Source organism: Pseudomonas sp. OE 28.3, from assembly GCF_014268205.2.
In the GTDB taxonomy this organism is placed as follows: domain Bacteria; phylum Pseudomonadota; class Gammaproteobacteria; order Pseudomonadales; family Pseudomonadaceae; genus Aquipseudomonas; species Aquipseudomonas edaphica.
Genome location: NZ_CP077082.1, coordinates 1,170,162 through 1,187,053, shown reverse-complemented (window position 1 = coordinate 1,187,053; position 16,892 = coordinate 1,170,162). Strand labels below are relative to the sequence as shown.

The following is a 16,892-nucleotide window of genomic DNA, read 5'->3' as shown; positions in this document are numbered from 1 at the left end:
TAGGAAAGGCACTTGCTGTATGTGGGATCAGTGATGTCTCCCAGGCCTGACGCCTGGGTGATTGTTCGCTGGTGACAACAACAAACAAGGATCGGGATCGTCATGCGCCATACCACTGTTCTATCCGCAATTTTTGGCACCAGCCTGCTGGCTGTGGCCACGATGGGCCAAGCCGCCGAAAAGAAGAGCCTGGTGTTCTGCTCTGAAGGCAGCCCGGCCGGGTTCGACACCGCGCAGTACACCACCGCCACCGACAACGACGCGGCGGAGCCCTTGTACAACCGCCTGGTTGAATTCGAAAAAGGCGCGACTGACGTGGTGCCTGGGCTGGCAACCAAGTGGGATATTTCCGAAGACGGCCTGACTTACACCTTTCACCTGCGTGAAGGGGTGAAGTTCCACAGCAACAAGGAATTCAAGCCGACGCGCGACTTCAACGCCGACGACGTGCTGTTCACCTTCAACCGCATGCTCGACCCTGAATACCCGTTTCGCAAGGCCTACCCCACCGAGTTTCCATACTTCAACGGGATGAGCCTGAACAAGAACATCGCCAAGGTCGAGAAGACCGGCCCTTACACCGTGGTGATGACCCTGAACACGGTTGATGCCGCGTTTGTGCAAAACATCGCCATGAGCTTTGCCTCGATCCTGTCGGCCGAGTACGCCGAACAGTTGCTTAAACAAGGTAAACCCAGCGACATCAATCAGAAGCCGATCGGCACAGGCCCGTTCGTATTCCAGCGCTACCAGAAAGACTCGCAGATCCGTTATGTGGGCAACAAGCAGTACTGGGACCCGAGCCGCGTCAAGCTGGACCAACTGATTTTCGCCATCAACACCGACGCCTCGGTGCGGGTGCAGAAGCTCAAGGCTGGCGAGTGCCAGGTGACCCTGCACCCGCGCCCCGCTGACGTCGACGCGCTCAAGGCCGACCCGAACCTGCAACTGCTGACCAAGCCGGGGTTCAACCTCGGCTACATCGCCTACAACGTGCGCCACAAACCTTTCGACCAGCTCGAAGTGCGCCAGGCGCTGGACATGGCGGTGAACAAGCAAAGCATCCTCAATGCCGTGTACCAGGGCGCGGGCCAACTGGCGGTCAACGCCATGCCGCCGACCCAGTGGTCCTACGACGACAGCATCAAGGACGCCGCCTACAACCCGGAAAAAGCCAAGCAACTGCTCAAGGCCGCCGGCGTTAAAGAAGGCACCGAGATCACCCTGTGGGCCATGCCGGTGCAGCGCCCGTACAACCCCAACGCCAAGCTGATGGCCGAAATGCTGCAAAGCGATTGGGCCAAGATCGGCCTCAAGGTCAAGATCGTCAGCTACGAATGGGGCGAGTACATCAAGCGCACCAAAAACGGCGAGCACGATATCAGCCTGATCGGCTGGACCGGCGACAACGGTGACCCGGACAACTGGCTGGGCACCCTCTACAGCTGCGACGCCATCGGCGGGAACAACTACTCCATGTGGTGTGACCCGGCGTACGACAAGCTGATCAAGCAAGCCAAGGTCGTGACCGACCGCGAACAAAGGACTGTTCTGTACAAACAGGCGCAGCAATTGCTTAAACAGCAAGTGCCAATCACGCCAGTCGCCCACTCGACGGTCAACCAGCCGTTAAGCGCCAAAGTCGAAGGTTTCAAAGTCAGCCCCTTCGGCCGCAACGTGTTCTCGGGCGTCAGTTTCAACCCATAAGAAAATAACCGGATGGTGCGGAGCCAAATCGGCTCCGTAGCAAACGTGCAGCCTTTTGTTGGGATTTATCCTACGGCAAACGTTTGCAATAGCTTGAACGAGTTACACACCCAATAGCCGGTTCACCTAAAAAGACCGGCATTAAAAAGAGAACCAAAGGAGCTCCACCCATGAAACTGAGCAGCAAAGCGCTTCTGGCCCTGGCCATCAGCAGCATCACGGCAACCGCCTTCGCTGAAACCCAGAGCCAGGACTTCGTTCCAACCACATTGGCCGGCACCAGCGCCCAAAGCGAGGCCAAAGGCTTTGTCGATGGATTTAGCCTGGGCGGTACCACCCGTAACTGGTTCGCCAACGAACAACGCTTCCGCGGCAGCAAATTCAGCTACCAGAAGCACGGCGAAACCCGCACTGACGCGTACCGTACCAACTGGGTACAAGGCACCATCCTCAACGCCACCTCGGGCTTCACCCAAGGCACCGTCGGCGTGAGCACCGAAGTGGCGGTCTACAACGCTCTGGTTCTGGACCGTAGCAAGCGCGACATCAAGGGTGGTTCCAACCGTACCCTGGCCGACTCCAACGGTGATGCAGTCGACCAGTGGAGCAAACTGGGCCTGGCCAACGTGAAGTTCCGTGTGTCGAACACCACCTTGACCGCCGGTCGCCAGAACTTCAGCAGCGGCATCGTCGACACCATCGGCAACCGTGCGCTGCCATCGAGCTTCGAAGGTTTCGCCCTGAACAGCGAAGAATTCAGCAACCTGTCGTTCCAGGGCGCTTACTTCGACCGCGTGTCGCCACGTACCGAACAGAGCCTGTCGAAATTCCGCAGTGAATACGGCAATGGCCAGGAAGCGGATCACGTCTACACCGCCGGTGTGAACTATCAGCCGTTCAAGAGCCTGAAAACCAGCTTCTTTGGCGCTCAAGTCAAAGACTTCTGGAACCAGTACTACTTCGGCGCCACCCACGAACTGGGTGATGCTCAGACCCTGGCCCTGACCACCGGCCTGAACTACTACAAGACCGTCGACGAAGGCAAAAAGTTGATGGGCAAGATCGACAACGACACCTACTCGCTGTCGCTGGGCCTGACTCACCAGGCTCACAGCCTGACCTTCTCGTACCAGGAAGTTAACGGTAACGAGTACTTCGACTACCTGCACGAAACCAACGGCATCTACCTGGCCAACTCCCTGACGTCCGACTTTAACGGCCCGAACGAGAAATCGTTCCAGGTCGCTTACGGCCTCAACATGGCCGAATACGGCGTGCCGGGCCTGAAGTTCAACATCTACTCGGCTCGCGGCTGGGGCATCGACGGCACTCACTACACCGGCGATGGCGGCGTGAAAGGCTTCGCTTACAACGGCATCCAGAACCAGGATGGCGAGAAACACCAGGAATACGGTATCGGTACTTCCTACGCCCTGCAGAGCGGCCCACTCAAGGCCACCACCATCCGTGGTACCTACGTGACTCACCGCGCCAGCGCCAACCAGGCTGACGGCAACCTCCGTGAGTTCCGTCTGGTCACCACCATCCCGTTCAACATTCTTTAATTAGCGCCAGGTAGACGGCGGGCTCATCACGAGCCCGCCGTCTACGCTTGTCTGGTTCAATCGATTGCAGAGGGCTCTGAATGAAAATGCTCCCGCTACAAGCTGCCATTGCCGCTGCGCTGTTGAGCGTTGCGATCGGCGTTTCAGCCAAACCGCTGGTGGTCTGCACCGAAGCCAGCCCGGAAGGTTTTGACCCGGTTCTGTACACCACCGCAGTAACCGCCGACGCCGCCGCTGAAACCATGTTCAACCGCCTGGTGGACTTCAAGCCCGGCACCACCGAAGTTGTACCGGCACTGGCCAAGGCCCTGCCCGAGATCAGCGCTGATGGCCTGACCTACACCTTCCACCTGCGTGACGATGTAAAGTTCCACACCACCGACTACTTCAAACCCACGCGCAACATGAACGCCGACGACGTGCTTTGGAGCTTTCAGCGCCAGCTGGACCCGAATCACCCTTGGCACAACAAGTCCCTCGTGGGCTACCCGTACTTTGAAAGCATGGGCTTCAAGGAACTGCTCAAGAGCGTAGAGAAGACCGACGATCACACCGTCGTCTTTACCCTGACCCGTCCTGAAGCACCTTTCCTTGCCGACCTGGGCATGGCGTTCTCTTCAATCCACTCGAAGGAATACGCTGACCAGTTGCTCAAATCCGGCAAGACCGAAGACCTCAACGCCAAGCCAATCGGCACTGGCCCGTTCGTCTTCATCCGTTACCAGAAAGACGCCCAGGCGCGGTTCAAGGCCAACCCCGACTACTTCCGCGGCAAACCGGCAGTCGACCCGCTGATCCTGGCGATCAGCGTCGACAACAACGTGCGCCTGCAGAAGCTCAAGGCCAACGAATGTCAGATCGCGTTGTTCCCCAAGCCGGATGACATTCCAAGCATCAAGAAAGACCCGAACCTGAAAGTCGATGAACTGGCGGCGATGACCACCAGCTACACCGCACTGAACACCACCCACAAGTACATGAGCGATGCACGGGTGCGTCACGCGATCAACATCGCATTCGACAAGGCCGGCTATACCGAAGCCCTGTTCGGCAAAGGCAATGCCGTGGTGGGCACCGGCCCTTACCCGCCAACCTTGCTGGGTTTCAGTGACAAGCTTAAAAACCCACCCCGTGACCTCGACAAGGCCCGCGCCCTGCTCAAGGAAGCCGGCGTGCCGGAAGGCACCGAGTTCACCCTGTTCACCCGTAACGGTGGCGGCCCGACCAACCCCAACCCGATGCTCGGCGCCCAGCGCATGCAGGCGGATCTGGCGCAGATCGGCCTGAAAGTAAACATCAAAGTCATGGAATGGGGCGAGATGCTCAAGCGTGCCAAAAACGGCGAGCACGATATGGTTTCGGCCGGCTGGGTCGGTGATAACGGCGACCCGGATAACTTCCTCACGCCAAACCTGAGTTGCGATGCAGCGAAAAACGGCGAAAACTACGCCCGCTGGTGTAACAAAGAGTTTCAAGACTTGATCGACAAAGCGCGCGCGATCGCTGAACCCGGCCAGCGCGCTGCGCTCTATGAACAAGCACAGGACGTTTTCGAAAAAGATCAACCATGGCTGCCCATGGCTTACCCGAAATTGTTCACCGCCATGCGCAAGAACGTAGAAGGCTTTACCCAAAGCCCTCTGGGTACAAATAACTTCGCCACCACCCAGGTGAAGTAAATAAGAGAAGACGCTCGGCACCGTCGACATTGACGGTGCCGAACCTGCCTAACCGGCTGATTGAGGTACACAACAAGATGTTTAGTTTTATTGCCCGCCGATTGGGGTTATTGATCCCCACGTTTTTCGGCATCACGTTGCTGACGTTTGCGTTGATTCGCATGATTCCCGGCGACCCCGTAGAAGTCATGATGGGCGAACGCCGTGTCGACCCCGAGATGCACGCACAGGCAATGGAACGCCTTGGCCTGAACAAGCCACTCTATGCGCAATACTTTGACTATGTAGGCAAGCTCGCCCACGGCGACCTCGGCGAATCCCTGCGCACGCGCACCAGCGTGTGGACCGAATTCACCGCCCTCTTCCCTGCGACCCTGGAACTGTCCATGGCCGCCCTGTTGTTCGCCGGTATCCTGGGCCTGTTGGCCGGGGTGATCGCGGCCCTTAAACGAGGATCCCTGTTCGACCATGGGGTGATGGGCATCTCCCTCGCGGGATATTCGATGCCGATCTTCTGGTGGGGCCTGATCCTGATCATGTTCTTCTCGGTGAGCCTGGGCTGGACCCCGGTTTCCGGGCGTATCGACCTGCTCTACGACATCGAGCCGCGCACTGGCTTCATGCTGATCGACACCTTGCTGGCTGACGAGCCGGACGCGTTCTGGGATGCCCTGCACCACCTGATCCTGCCGGCCATCGTGCTCGGCACCATCCCGCTGGCGGTGATTGCGCGCATGACCCGTTCGTCGATGCTCGAAGTACTGCGCGAAGACTACATCCGCACCGCCAAGGCCAAAGGCCTGTCGCCGGCGCGCGTGGTATTCGTGCACGGCCTGCGTAACGCGCTGATCCCGGTACTGACCGTGGTCGGCCTGCAAGTCGGCACCCTGCTGGCCGGTGCGGTCCTGACCGAAACCATCTTCTCGTGGCCCGGCATCGGCAAATGGCTGATCGAAGCCATTGGCGCGCGGGACTACCCGGTGGTGCAAAACGGCATCTTGCTGATCGCCTGCCTGGTGATCATGGTGAACTTCGTGGTGGATATCCTCTACGGCTTCGCCAACCCACGCATCCGTCACCAGCGCTGAGATCATGACCATGAGCACACCTACTCAAGCGGTAGCAGTCGATCAAAGCCTGCTGTACCCGTCCCCGTACAAAGAATTCTGGCAAGCCTTTTCCAAAAACAAAGGCGCGGTTGCCGGCCTGCTGTTTATGTTGCTGATCGTGTTCTGCGCGATTTTCGCCCCGTGGGTTGCGCCACATAACCCCAGCGAGCAATACCGCGACTTCCTGCTCACCCCACCGGCCTGGCTGGAAGGTGGGCAAATACAGTTCCTGTTGGGTACTGACGAGCTGGGCCGTGACCTGCTCTCGCGGCTGATCCAGGGTTCGCGCCTGTCGTTGCTGATCGGCTTGTCGTCGGTGGTGATGTCGCTGATCCCGGGCATCCTGCTGGGCCTGTTCGCCGGTTTCTTCCCACGCGTGCTTGGCCCGACCATCATGCGCTTGATGGACATCATGCTGGCCCTGCCATCGCTGCTGCTGGCTGTTGCCATCGTCGCAATCCTCGGCCCTGGCCTGATCAACACCGTCATCGCCATCGCTATCGTGTCGCTGCCGTCTTATGTCCGTCTGACCCGCGCTGCGGTAATGGGCGAACTGAACCGCGACTACGTGACTGCCGCCCGCCTCGCCGGCGCCGGCCTGCCACGCCTGATGTTCATCACCGTGCTGCCCAACTGCATGGCGCCGCTGATCGTACAGGCCACCTTGAGCTTCTCCTCGGCGATCCTCGATGCTGCCGCCCTGGGCTTCCTGGGCCTGGGCGTACAACCGCCAACCCCTGAGTGGGGCACCATGCTGGCTTCGGCCCGTGACTACATCGAACGCGCCTGGTGGGTGGTGAGCTTGCCTGGTTTGACCATTTTGCTCAGCGTGCTGGCAATCAACTTGATGGGTGACGGCCTGCGCGATGCGCTGGACCCGAAACTCAAGAACGCCGCCTGAGGAGATTCCCATGTCACTGTTAGAAATCAAGAATCTCAACGTGCGCTTCGGCGACAAGACCGCCGTGCCGGTGGTCGATGGCCTCGACATTTCCGTCGACAAAGGCGAAGTACTGGCGATCGTTGGCGAGTCGGGCTCGGGTAAATCCGTGACCATGATGGCGCTGATGGGCCTGATCGAGCACCCCGGTATCGTTACTGCCGACGCGCTGAACTTTGACGGCAAGGACATGCTCAAGCTGAGCAACCGCCAGCGTCGCCAGATCGTCGGCAAAGACCTGGCGATGGTGTTCCAGGACCCGATGACCGCGCTGAACCCCAGCTACACCGTGGGTTTCCAGATCGAAGAAGTGCTGCGCCTGCACCTGAAAATGTCCGGCAAGCAAGCCCGCAAACGCGCTATCGAACTGCTCGAAAAGGTAGAAATCCCAGGCGCCGCCAGCCGTATGGATGCTTACCCGCACCAACTGTCCGGCGGTATGAGCCAGCGCGTGGCAATCGCCATGGCGATTGCCGGCGAGCCGAAGCTGCTGATCGCCGATGAGCCGACCACGGCATTGGACGTGACCATCCAGGCGCAGATCATGGAACTGCTGCTGGCCCTGCAAAAAGAGCAGAACATGGGCCTGGTGCTGATCACTCACGACCTCGCGGTCGTGGCTGAAACCGCCCAGCGCGTGTGCGTGATGTACGCCGGCCAGGCCGTGGAAGTCGGCCAGGTGCCGCAACTGTTCGACATTCCGGCGCACCCGTACAGCGAAGCACTGCTCAAGGCCATTCCCGAGCACAGCCTGGGCGCCACGCGCCTGGCCACGCTGCCGGGTATCGTGCCTGGTCGTTATGACCGCCCGCAGGGTTGCCTGCTGTCGCCACGTTGCCCGTACGTGCAGGAATCCTGCCGTGCCCAGCGCCCCGGCCTTGACCCGAAAAGCAACAGCCTCGCGCGCTGCTTCTACCCCTTGAACCAGGAGGTGGCGTAATGGCCGTCGTTCTTACCGCCCGCGACCTCACCCGTCACTACGAAGTGTCCCGTGGCCTGTTCAAGGGCCATGCACTGGTGCGCGCGCTTAATGGTGTGTCGTTTGAACTGGAAGCCGGCAAGACCCTCGCCGTGGTAGGCGAGTCGGGTTGCGGCAAATCCACCCTGGCCCGTGCGCTCACGCTGATTGAAGAGCCGTCGTCCGGCTCCTTGAAAATCGCCGGCCAGGAAGTCGCCGGCGCCGACAAGGCCCAGCGCAAGCAATTGCGCAAAGACGTGCAGATGGTGTTCCAGAGCCCGTACGCCTCGTTGAACCCGCGCCAGAAGGTCGGTGACCAGCTCGGCGAACCGCTGCTGATCAATACCAACCTGTCCGCCGCCGAACGCCGCGAGAAAGTGCAGGCCATGATGAAGCAAGTGGGCCTGCGCCCTGAGCATTATCAGCGCTACCCGCACATGTTCTCCGGTGGCCAGCGCCAGCGCATCGCCCTGGCTCGCGCCATGATGTTGCAGCCTAAAGTGCTGGTGGCGGATGAGCCGACCTCGGCGCTGGACGTGTCGATCCAGGCCCAGGTACTCAACCTGTTCATGGACCTGCAGCAGGAATTCAACACCGCCTACGTGTTCATCTCCCACAACCTGGCGGTGGTGCAACACGTCGCCGACGACGTGATGGTGATGTACCTCGGCCGCCCCGTGGAAGTCGGCCCCAAGGAAGACATCTACGCGCGCCCGCTGCACCCCTACACCCAGGCGCTGCTGTCGGCCACCCCGACCATCCACCCGGACCCGAACAAGCCGAAGATCAAGATCGTCGGCGAACTGCCCAACCCGCTAAACCCGCCGCCTGGCTGCGCTTTCCACAAACGTTGCCCGTATGCCACGGCGCGGTGCAGCAGTGAGGAGCCGCAGTTGCGAGCGTTGGATAACCGTCAGGTGGCTTGCCACTATGCGGAGCAGTTTGTGGCTTAAGCCTTGTAGGGCGAGACAGTGGATCGTTCCCACGCTCTGCGTGGGAACGCCGCCCAGGACGCTCTGCGTCCCGTCGCTCGATTAAGGCGTGACGCAGAGCGTCACAGGATGCATTCCCACGCGGAGCGTGGGAACGATCGACTTAGAGGAGTTCTACCGCCCCACCCGTCGGATTGCGCATCAGTCCGGCAGGCGGGGCTTTTTTTCATCTCGACTCAGGTATCGCTGTCACCTTCAGAGTTGTCATCGTCATCTGGCGGCGCTTGCTGGTCATCATCATCCTTTGAGCCGCCCTGGTCTTCATCACCGGCCTCAGACTCGCTCTTGGCCAACTGCAAACCACCCACCTGCGCCGTCTTCGCCGCCACATAGCCTGGGACCTGGCTCTGCACAGCCGTACTGGCCCACGCCGAAGAAGCGCCCAGCGATAACATCACCAACACTTTCAGCAACAGCACCAAACGTTGAAAGATAGTCATGGTCGATTTCCGTCCAGTCAGTGAAACACGTGCGCCAGCGTTCGACCGGCGCTGTGAATGAAGCTAGTTCCGTTCTCGGGTTTATGCCAATCAGGCCTCACGTATCCTGTCCTCACCGTCATTGTAGGGGTTTTCTTGATATTCCTTGGGCGCGGGCTGAGCCTGGGGCTGCCAGCAGCATCAGCTGGACGGCACGTTGAGTTATACGCAAGGTCGCCTCCGGATCCGTCGGTGAGTGGGTGAAGTATTTGAAAACGCTAGACCGGATGCGGGGTTCGCGCAAATGGCCCGGACAGATGAAGATCAAAATGTGGGAGCTGGCTTGCCTGCGATAGCGGTGGGCCAGCCACTGATAGGGTTACTGACAGACCGCCATCGCAGGCAAGCCAGCTCCCACAATGGACCAGCGTCGCGCACACAAAAAAGGGCGAAGCCATGACAGCTTCGCCCTTTGGTGTACCGCACAGACCTTAGTGATGCTCACGCGTCGCCCGGAATTTCACATCCGGCCAGCGCTCTTCCATCAGCGCCAGGTTGACCCGCGTCGGTGCCAGGTAGGTCAGGTGACCACCGCCGTCGATCGCCAGGTTTTCTACGGCCTTGTTGGAGAACTCTTCCAGCTTCTTCTTATCGCTGCAATCGATCCAGCGCGCGGAGTACACGGTGATTGGCTCGTAGGAGCATTCGACCTTGTATTCCTCCTTCAAGCGGCTGGCGACCACATCGAACTGCAGCACACCGACGGCGCCGAGGATGATGTCGTTGCTGCGCTCAGGGAAGAACACCTGGGTGGCGCCCTCTTCCGCCAGCTGCTGCAAACCTTGGCGCAGTTGCTTGGATTTGAGCGGGTCACGCAGGCGTACGCGGCGGAACAGTTCCGGGGCGAAGTGCGGGATGCCGGTGAAGCCCAGGGCTTCGCCTTCGGTGAAGGTGTCGCCGATCTGGATGGTGCCGTGGTTGTGCAGGCCGATAATGTCGCCGGCAAACGCCTCTTCCAGCTGTTCACGCTCGGAGGAGAAGAATGTCAGGGCGTCGCCGATGCGCACGTCCTTGCCGGTGCGCACGTGGCGCATCTTCATGCCTTTTTCGTATTTGCCGGAGCAGATGCGCATGAAGGCGATACGGTCGCGGTGTTTGGGGTCCATGTTCGCCTGGATCTTGAACACGAAGCCGGTGAATTTCTCTTCGACCGGTTCCACGGTGCGCTCGTTGGCAACCCGGGCCAGGGGTTTCGGCGCCCAATCCACCACGGCGTCGAGCACGTGGTCGACACCGAAGTTGCCCAGTGCAGTACCGAAGAACACCGGCGTCAGCTGGCCGTCGAGGAATTCCTGCTGGTTGAACTCGTGGCAGGCGCCCTGCACCAATTCCAGCTGATCGACAAAACGGTCGTACTCGTCACCCAGGTGGGCGCGGGCTTCGTCCGAGTCGAGCTTCTCGATGATCTTGGTTTCGGTGCGTTCGTGACCGTGGCCAGCGGTGTAGACAATGATGTAGTCGTCGGCCAGGTGGTACACACCCTTGAAGTCGCGGTAGCAGCCGATCGGCCAGGTGATCGGCGCGGCCTTTATCTTCAGGACGGCTTCGATTTCATCCAGCAACTCGATCGGGTCGCGGATATCGCGGTCGAGTTTGTTGATGAAGCTGACAATGGGCGTATCACGCAGACGGCAGACGTCCATCAGCGCGATGGTCCGTGGCTCAACGCCCTTACCGCCATCGAGAACCATCAAGGCCGAGTCCACCGCGGTGAGGGTGCGGTAGGTGTCTTCGGAGAAGTCTTCGTGGCCGGGGGTGTCGAGCAGGTTGACCATGTGGTCGCGATACGGGAACTGCATGACCGACGTGGTAATGGAGATACCCCGTTGTTTTTCCATTTCCATCCAGTCGGATGTCGCATGGCGGTCGGATTTGCGGGATTTCACCGTGCCGGCCACAGCGATTGCCTTGCCCATCAGCAACAGCTTCTCGGTGATGGTGGTTTTACCGGCATCGGGGTGGGAAATAATGGCGAAAGTGCGGCGTTTCGCGACTTCGGCGGCCTGGTGGGTCATGGGAAATCGCCTGGCAGGTGAGTCAAAAAAGGGCGGCGAGTATAGCGCAAACCCCAGGCGCCGGACCACCGTTCACCCGATTGGGGGTGGCTAAATGCTGCCAAGTATGGAACCTTTTAAAAGGTAGAGACGTCCACTCCCCTGCTACCGCACTCGGAACAGGGGCTGAAAAATCAGCAAGTTAGCCTGACGAGGCTGCGCTCATGGCTCGATCGCATACCGCGTTGCCGGTATCGGCGAGCTGCTTTTCGCGAACACATTCGAAGGCAGCCAGCAATGGCATTGCCGCCGGAGAATGTGTTCGCCGACAAAAGAAAAAAAGGAGTCCGCCTGTGGCTATTCGCTATGGCAAAGGGCTGATAGGAGGTGCGGTTGTCGTCGCACTCCTGGCCCTGCTGGTCCACTGGATCGGCATCAACACGATCGAACTGTACCGCGACGATTTGTTGTTTTACCTGCAAGCACACCTGATCCTCGTTCTAGTCTCCATGCTGGCCGCCCTCGTTGTGGGCATCCCCGCCGGCATCCTGCTCAGCCGACCGAACATGGTCGGGCGCGCAGAACGCTTCATGCAGATCTTCAACATCGGCAACACCGTCCCTCCCCTGGCCGTACTGGCCATCGCCCTCGGCGTCCTCGGCATCGGCAGCGGCCCGGCCATCTTCGCGTTGTTCCTCGCCTCGTTGCTGCCCATTGTGCGCAACACCTACGAAGGCCTCAAAAACGTTCAAGGCTCACTCAAAGAAGCCGCCACCGGCATCGGCATGACGCCGCGCCAGGTGCTGTTTCGCGTGGAGCTGCCTAACGCCGTGCCGATCATCATCGGCGGCGTGCGCGTGGCCCTGGCGATCAACGTCGGCACCGCCCCGCTGGCGTTCCTGATTGGCGCCAACAGCCTGGGCAGCCTGATTTTCCCCGGCATCGCCCTGAACAATCAGCCGCAACTGCTGCTCGGCGCCGCGTGCACCGCGCTGCTGGCATTGCTGCTCGACGGTCTGGTGACCATGGCCAGCCGCCTCTGGCTGGAACGCGGAGTGCGTGCGTCTTAAGGCTTGGCAAAGGAAATCACATGAAAAAACTGACTTTGATATTGAGCTGCGTCCTGCTGTTTGCAGGCATTGCGCAAGCCGCCGAAAAACCGGTGATTCGCATCGGCGCCCGGGTGTTCACCGAACAGACCCTGCTCGCCGAAATCACTTCCCAGTACCTGCGCACTAAGGGCTACGACACCCGTGTGACCGGCGGCCTGGGCAGTAACCTGGCACGCAGTGCCCAGGAAAGCGGGCAGCTTGATTTAATTTGGGAGTACACCGGCGTGTCGCTGGTGGCTTACAACCATATCGACGAGAAGCTCGACAGCGAACAGTCTTACGCTCGGGTGAAAGAACTCGACGCGAAAAAAGGCCTGGTCTGGCTGTCGCCGTCGAAATTCAGCAACACCTACGCCCTGGCATTGCCGGAGAACGTGGCTAAGGAGTTCCCGCAGGTCAATAGCATCAGCGACCTGACCCAAGCCCTGGCGGAAAAAACCAAGGAAAACCGCCTGGTAGCCCTGGACACCGAGTTCGCCAACCGTTCCGACGGCATGGCCGGCATGGTCAAGCTGTATGACATGAACCTCACGCGTAAAAACACTCGGCAGATGGACGCCGGCCTGGTCTATACCGCGCTGCGTAATGGCCAGGTGTTTGCCGGGTTGGTCTACACCACCGACGGTCGCCTGAATGCCTTCAAATTGAAGCTGCTGGAAGACGACAAGCACTACTTCCCGGACTACACCGCAGCGCCCGTGGTGCGTCAGGTTTATCTCGACGCCCACCCACAATTGGCCGCCGACCTGAAGCCGCTGGCTGCGCTGTTTGACGACGCCACCATGCGCCAGTTGAACGCACGGGTCGACGTCGACCATGAAAGCCCATCCGCCGTGGCCGCAGATTTTCTGCGCCAACATCCCATCAGCCAATAAGAGGAGAAGACATGGAATTCCTGAACGCCTTTTCCCATCTTGATTGGGCACTTGTCCTGCAACTGACCTGGCAGCACATCACCCTGGTCGGCATTGCGGTCATTCTCGCGATTGTCGTGGGCGTGCCGCTGGGCGTGCTGATGACCCGCTTCCCGACCCTGGCCGGCCCGCTGCAAGCCAGCGCCACGGTGCTGCTGACCGTGCCGTCCATCGCGCTGTTCGGCCTGCTGCTGCCGTTCTACTCCAAGTTCGGCCAGGGCCTGGGGCCGATGCCGGCGATTACCGCGGTGTTCCTCTACTCACTGCTGCCGATCATGCGTAACACCTACCTGGCGCTGACCGGCGTCGAGCCTGGCATTCGCGAAGCCGCCAAAGGCATCGGCATGACCTTCGGCCAGCGCCTGCGCATGGTCGAACTGCCGATTGCCGTGCCGGTGATCCTCGCCGGTGTGCGCACCGCCGTGGTGATGAACATTGGTGTAATGACCATCGCCGCCACCATCGGCGCCGGTGGCCTGGGTGTACTTATTCTGGCTTCCATCAGCCGCAGCGACATGTCGATGCTGATCGTGGGCGCCGTGCTGGTCAGTCTCCTGGCCATCTTCGCCGACCTGCTTCTGCAATGGCTGCAACGCTCGCTGACTCCAAAAGGACTGCTCAAATGATCGAACTTCAAAACCTGACCAAGACTTTTCAAAGCAACGGCAAGACTGTCTCCGCCGTGAACGACGTAAGCCTGACCGTCAACGAAGGCGAAATTTGCGTATTCCTCGGCCCGTCGGGCTGCGGCAAGAGCACCACGCTGAAAATGATCAACCGCTTGATCAAGCCGACCTCGGGCAAGATTCTGATCAACGGTGAAGACACCACCGACCTCGACGAAGTGACCCTGCGTCGCAACATCGGCTATGTGATCCAGCAGATCGGCCTGTTCCCGAACATGACCATCGAGGAAAACATCGTGGTCGTGCCCAAGCTGCTCGGCTGGGACAAACAGAAATGCCATGACCGCGCCCGCGAGTTGATGAGCATGATCAAGCTCGAACCCAAGCAGTACCTGCATCGCTACCCGCGTGAACTGTCGGGTGGCCAGCAACAGCGCATTGGCGTGATCCGCGCGCTGGCCGCCGATGCCCCGCTGCTGCTGATGGACGAACCGTTCGGTGCGGTCGACCCGATCAACCGCGAGATGATCCAGAACGAGTTTTTCGAGATGCAACGGGCGCTGAACAAGACCGTGATCATGGTCAGCCACGACATCGATGAAGCCATCAAGCTGGGCGACAAGATTGCGATCTTCCGCGCCGGCAAGCTGCTGCAGATCGACCATCCGGACACCTTGCTAGCGCACCCGGCTGACGAGTTCGTGAGTAACTTTGTCGGTCAGGACAGCACCCTCAAGCGCCTGCTCTTGGTGAAAGCCGAAGATGCAGCCGACAACGCCCCGTCGGTGAGCCCGGAAACTCCGGTGGCGGATGCGCTGGAGCTGATGGATGAAACTGACCGCCGTTATGTGGTGGTCACCTGCGCCGAGAACAAGGCACTGGGGTATGTACGACGTCGCGACCTGCACCGTCAGACCGGTACCTGCGGGCAGTACCTGCGCGAGTTCAACGCCACGGCGGCGTACGACGAGCATTTGCGCATCCTGTTGTCGCGTATGTATGAGTTCAACCGTTCGTGGTTGCCGGTGATGGACGCCGAGCGGGTGTTCCTCGGTGAAGTGACGCAAGAGTCGATTGCCGAGTACCTGAGTTCCGGTAAGTCGCGTGGGGGCAAGACCAGTATCGTGTCGCCTGCCGAGACAGCACTGGCCTGATTAACTTCTGTGGCGAGGGAGCTTGCTCCCGTTGGGCTGCGCAGCAGCCCCAGAACAGACGACTCAATAGTTTCAGGTAAACGGGGTTGACTGATTTTGGGGCCGCTTCGCGCCCCAGCGGGAGCAAGCTCCCTCGCCACAAAGCGCTCCAAATTCCCCTCAAATAACACTCCCGGGGGAACATCAATCCGTCACACCTGTCGGTTACATAAGTAGCTGCACCGGGTCCCGCGACGAACGCGTGCAAAAACGCGACATTTTTAGTTGATCTATGGCCCCTCACGTCCTAAAGTTCGCGCCGAACGTCCATGCTGGAAACGATCCATCCGGCTCAAGTACTGACGACGAGACAGCAAGGCCAAGGGACGCGGTTATCCCATGGCCTTTTTGCTTTCGGCGACATGCCTTGGGAAGTAGGCGAACCAAAGTGGGGATACGGAGGACGTTCAGTTGCACCCATTGATTACTACAGTTTGCCCTTAGGAGTTCCCAGCATGTCGATCAACGTCGAAGATTATTTCGCGCGCGCCACTTTTGACAAAATGAAGGCGTTCGCCGACAAGCAAGAAACCCCGTTCGTGGTGATCGACACCGCGATGATCAGCCAGGCCTACGATGACCTGCGCGCCGGTTTCGAATTCGCCAAAGTCTATTACGCGGTCAAGGCCAACCCGGCCGTCGAGATCATCGACCTGTTGAAAGACAAGGGTTCGAGCTTCGACATCGCCTCGATCTACGAGCTGGATAAAGTGATGGACCGTGGCGTCAGCCCGGACCGTATCAGCTACGGCAACACCATCAAGAAATCCAAGGACATCCGCTACTTCTTTGATAAAGGCGTGCGCCTGTTCTCCACCGACTCCGAAGCCGACCTGCGCAACATCGCCAAGGCCGCGCCGGGTTCCAAAGTGTATGTGCGTATCCTCACCGAAGGCTCGACCACGGCTGACTGGCCTTTGTCGCGCAAATTCGGCTGCCAGACCGACATGGCCATGGACCTGCTGATCCTCGCCCGCGACCTGGGCCTGGTGCCTTACGGCATTTCCTTCCACGTCGGCTCGCAACAGCGCGACATCAGCGTATGGGATGCCGCCATCGCCAAGGTCAAAGTGATCTTCGAACGCCTGAAGGAAGAAGACGGCATCCACCTCAAGCTGATCAACATGGGCGGCGGCTTCCCGGCCAACTACATCACCCGTACCAACAGCCTGGAAACCTATGCCGAAGAAATCATCCGCTTCCTCAAGGAAGATTTCGGCGACGACCTGCCGGAAATCATCCTGGAACCGGGCCGTTCGTTGATCGCCAACGCCGGTATCCTGGTCAGCGAAGTGGTACTGGTTGCACGTAAATCGCGCACCGCCGTCGAGCGCTGGGTGTACACGGATGTGGGCAAATTCTCCGGCCTGATCGAAACCATGGACGAAGCCATCAAGTTCCCGATCTGGACCGAGAAGAAAGGCGAGATGGAAGAAGTGGTCATCGCCGGCCCGACCTGCGACAGCGCCGACATCATGTACGAAAACTACAAGTACGGCCTGCCGCTGAACCTGGCGATTGGTGATCGTTTGTACTGGTTGTCGACCGGTGCCTACACCACCAGCTACAGCGCGGTTGAATTCAACGGCTTTCCGCCGCTGAAGTCTTACTACGTGTAAGATCC

14 protein-coding genes are annotated in these 16,892 nt (G+C 59.7%); 12 read left to right on the top strand and 2 right to left on the bottom strand.

The annotated features are described in order from the left end of the window. Window positions 1-102 precede the first annotated feature (102 nt). The 7 genes from HU759_RS05215 to HU759_RS05185 all read left to right on the top strand — a co-directional run bounded on the left by HU759_RS05215 (window position 103) and on the right by HU759_RS05185 (window position 8,911). A complete protein-coding gene (locus HU759_RS05215; RefSeq protein ID WP_017138282.1) occupies window positions 103-1,707 on the top strand; it encodes an ABC transporter substrate-binding protein in 1,605 nt (534 codons plus the stop codon). A gap of 170 nt (window positions 1,708-1,877) precedes the next feature. After that, the gene (locus HU759_RS05210) at window positions 1,878-3,272 is read left to right on the top strand and encodes an OprD family porin (RefSeq protein WP_170036249.1); all 1,395 of its coding nucleotides are present in this window, start codon (window positions 1,878-1,880) and stop codon (window positions 3,270-3,272) included. An 80-nt stretch (window positions 3,273-3,352) separates the two neighbouring features. Beyond that, a complete protein-coding gene (locus tag HU759_RS05205) occupies window positions 3,353-4,951 on the top strand; it encodes an ABC transporter substrate-binding protein (RefSeq protein WP_138449133.1) in 1,599 nt (532 codons plus the stop codon). A 77-nt stretch (window positions 4,952-5,028) separates the two neighbouring features. Then, entirely contained in the window at window positions 5,029-6,039 is a 1,011-nt protein-coding gene (locus tag HU759_RS05200; protein WP_026013789.1) for an ABC transporter permease subunit, read from the top strand. A 10-nt stretch (window positions 6,040-6,049) separates the two neighbouring features. Beyond that, window positions 6,050-6,961, top strand: coding sequence for an ABC transporter permease subunit (locus HU759_RS05195; RefSeq protein ID WP_017138286.1), 912 nt, complete (start codon window positions 6,050-6,052; stop codon window positions 6,959-6,961). A 10-nt stretch (window positions 6,962-6,971) separates the two neighbouring features. Further along, window positions 6,972-7,940 (top strand): ABC transporter ATP-binding protein, encoded by a 969-nt coding sequence (locus HU759_RS05190; protein WP_017138287.1) that lies wholly within the window; start codon window positions 6,972-6,974, stop codon window positions 7,938-7,940. Continuing rightward, complete coding sequence (locus HU759_RS05185; protein WP_017138288.1) at window positions 7,940-8,911, top strand: peptide ABC transporter ATP-binding protein; 972 nt, start codon at window positions 7,940-7,942, stop codon at window positions 8,909-8,911. The genes HU759_RS05190 and HU759_RS05185 overlap by 1 nt, the downstream gene beginning before the upstream one ends. 215 nt (window positions 8,912-9,126) lie before the next feature. Here the strand turns inward: HU759_RS05185 and HU759_RS05180 are convergent, their stop codons facing one another. Both HU759_RS05180 and HU759_RS05175 read right to left on the bottom strand, forming a co-directional pair. After that, entirely contained in the window at window positions 9,127-9,390 is a 264-nt protein-coding gene (locus HU759_RS05180; RefSeq protein WP_170036248.1) for a hypothetical protein, read from the bottom strand. Window positions 9,391-9,860: 470 nt separating this feature from the next. Then, a complete protein-coding gene (locus tag HU759_RS05175; RefSeq protein WP_017138290.1) occupies window positions 9,861-11,444 on the bottom strand; it encodes a peptide chain release factor 3 in 1,584 nt (527 codons plus the stop codon). A 332-nt stretch (window positions 11,445-11,776) separates the two neighbouring features. Between HU759_RS05175 and HU759_RS05170 the strand changes: the two genes are divergently transcribed. From HU759_RS05170 to HU759_RS05150, 5 genes are all read left to right on the top strand, one after another. Continuing rightward, complete coding sequence (locus HU759_RS05170; RefSeq protein WP_017138291.1) at window positions 11,777-12,493, top strand: ABC transporter permease; 717 nt, start codon at window positions 11,777-11,779, stop codon at window positions 12,491-12,493. A gap of 20 nt (window positions 12,494-12,513) precedes the next feature. Further along, window positions 12,514-13,410 (top strand): glycine betaine ABC transporter substrate-binding protein, encoded by an 897-nt coding sequence (locus tag HU759_RS05165; protein ID WP_017138292.1) that lies wholly within the window; start codon window positions 12,514-12,516, stop codon window positions 13,408-13,410. Window positions 13,411-13,421: 11 nt separating this feature from the next. Further along, a complete protein-coding gene (locus tag HU759_RS05160) occupies window positions 13,422-14,075 on the top strand; it encodes an ABC transporter permease (protein ID WP_017138293.1) in 654 nt (217 codons plus the stop codon). Beyond that, window positions 14,072-15,229 carry an ABC transporter ATP-binding protein gene (locus HU759_RS05155; protein ID WP_017138294.1) on the top strand — a complete coding sequence of 386 codons (1,158 nt, stop codon included), beginning with the start codon at window positions 14,072-14,074 and terminating at the stop codon, window positions 15,227-15,229. The genes HU759_RS05160 and HU759_RS05155 overlap by 4 nt, the downstream gene beginning before the upstream one ends. A gap of 494 nt (window positions 15,230-15,723) precedes the next feature. Beyond that, a complete protein-coding gene (locus HU759_RS05150) occupies window positions 15,724-16,887 on the top strand; it encodes a type III PLP-dependent enzyme (RefSeq protein WP_017138295.1) in 1,164 nt (387 codons plus the stop codon). Window positions 16,888-16,892 lie beyond the last annotated feature (5 nt).

Coding starts and splice junctions, on each gene's coding strand:
- HU759_RS05210 (WP_170036249.1), top strand. CDS start 1,878: ATGAAACTGAGCAGCAAAGCGCTTCTGGCCCTGGCCATCAGCAGCATC.
- HU759_RS05175 (WP_017138290.1), bottom strand. CDS start 11,444: ATGACCCACCAGGCCGCCGAAGTCGCGAAACGCCGCACTTTCGCCATT.
- HU759_RS05195 (WP_017138286.1), top strand. CDS start 6,050: ATGAGCACACCTACTCAAGCGGTAGCAGTCGATCAAAGCCTGCTGTAC.
- HU759_RS05200 (WP_026013789.1), top strand. CDS start 5,029: ATGTTTAGTTTTATTGCCCGCCGATTGGGGTTATTGATCCCCACGTTT.
- HU759_RS05190 (WP_017138287.1), top strand. CDS start 6,972: ATGTCACTGTTAGAAATCAAGAATCTCAACGTGCGCTTCGGCGACAAG.
- HU759_RS05165 (WP_017138292.1), top strand. CDS start 12,514: ATGAAAAAACTGACTTTGATATTGAGCTGCGTCCTGCTGTTTGCAGGC.
- HU759_RS05180 (WP_170036248.1), bottom strand. CDS start 9,390: ATGACTATCTTTCAACGTTTGGTGCTGTTGCTGAAAGTGTTGGTGATG.
- HU759_RS05185 (WP_017138288.1), top strand. CDS start 7,940: ATGGCCGTCGTTCTTACCGCCCGCGACCTCACCCGTCACTACGAAGTG.
- HU759_RS05150 (WP_017138295.1), top strand. CDS start 15,724: ATGTCGATCAACGTCGAAGATTATTTCGCGCGCGCCACTTTTGACAAA.
- HU759_RS05155 (WP_017138294.1), top strand. CDS start 14,072: ATGATCGAACTTCAAAACCTGACCAAGACTTTTCAAAGCAACGGCAAG.
- HU759_RS05160 (WP_017138293.1), top strand. CDS start 13,422: ATGGAATTCCTGAACGCCTTTTCCCATCTTGATTGGGCACTTGTCCTG.
- HU759_RS05215 (WP_017138282.1), top strand. CDS start 103: ATGCGCCATACCACTGTTCTATCCGCAATTTTTGGCACCAGCCTGCTG.
- HU759_RS05205 (WP_138449133.1), top strand. CDS start 3,353: ATGAAAATGCTCCCGCTACAAGCTGCCATTGCCGCTGCGCTGTTGAGC.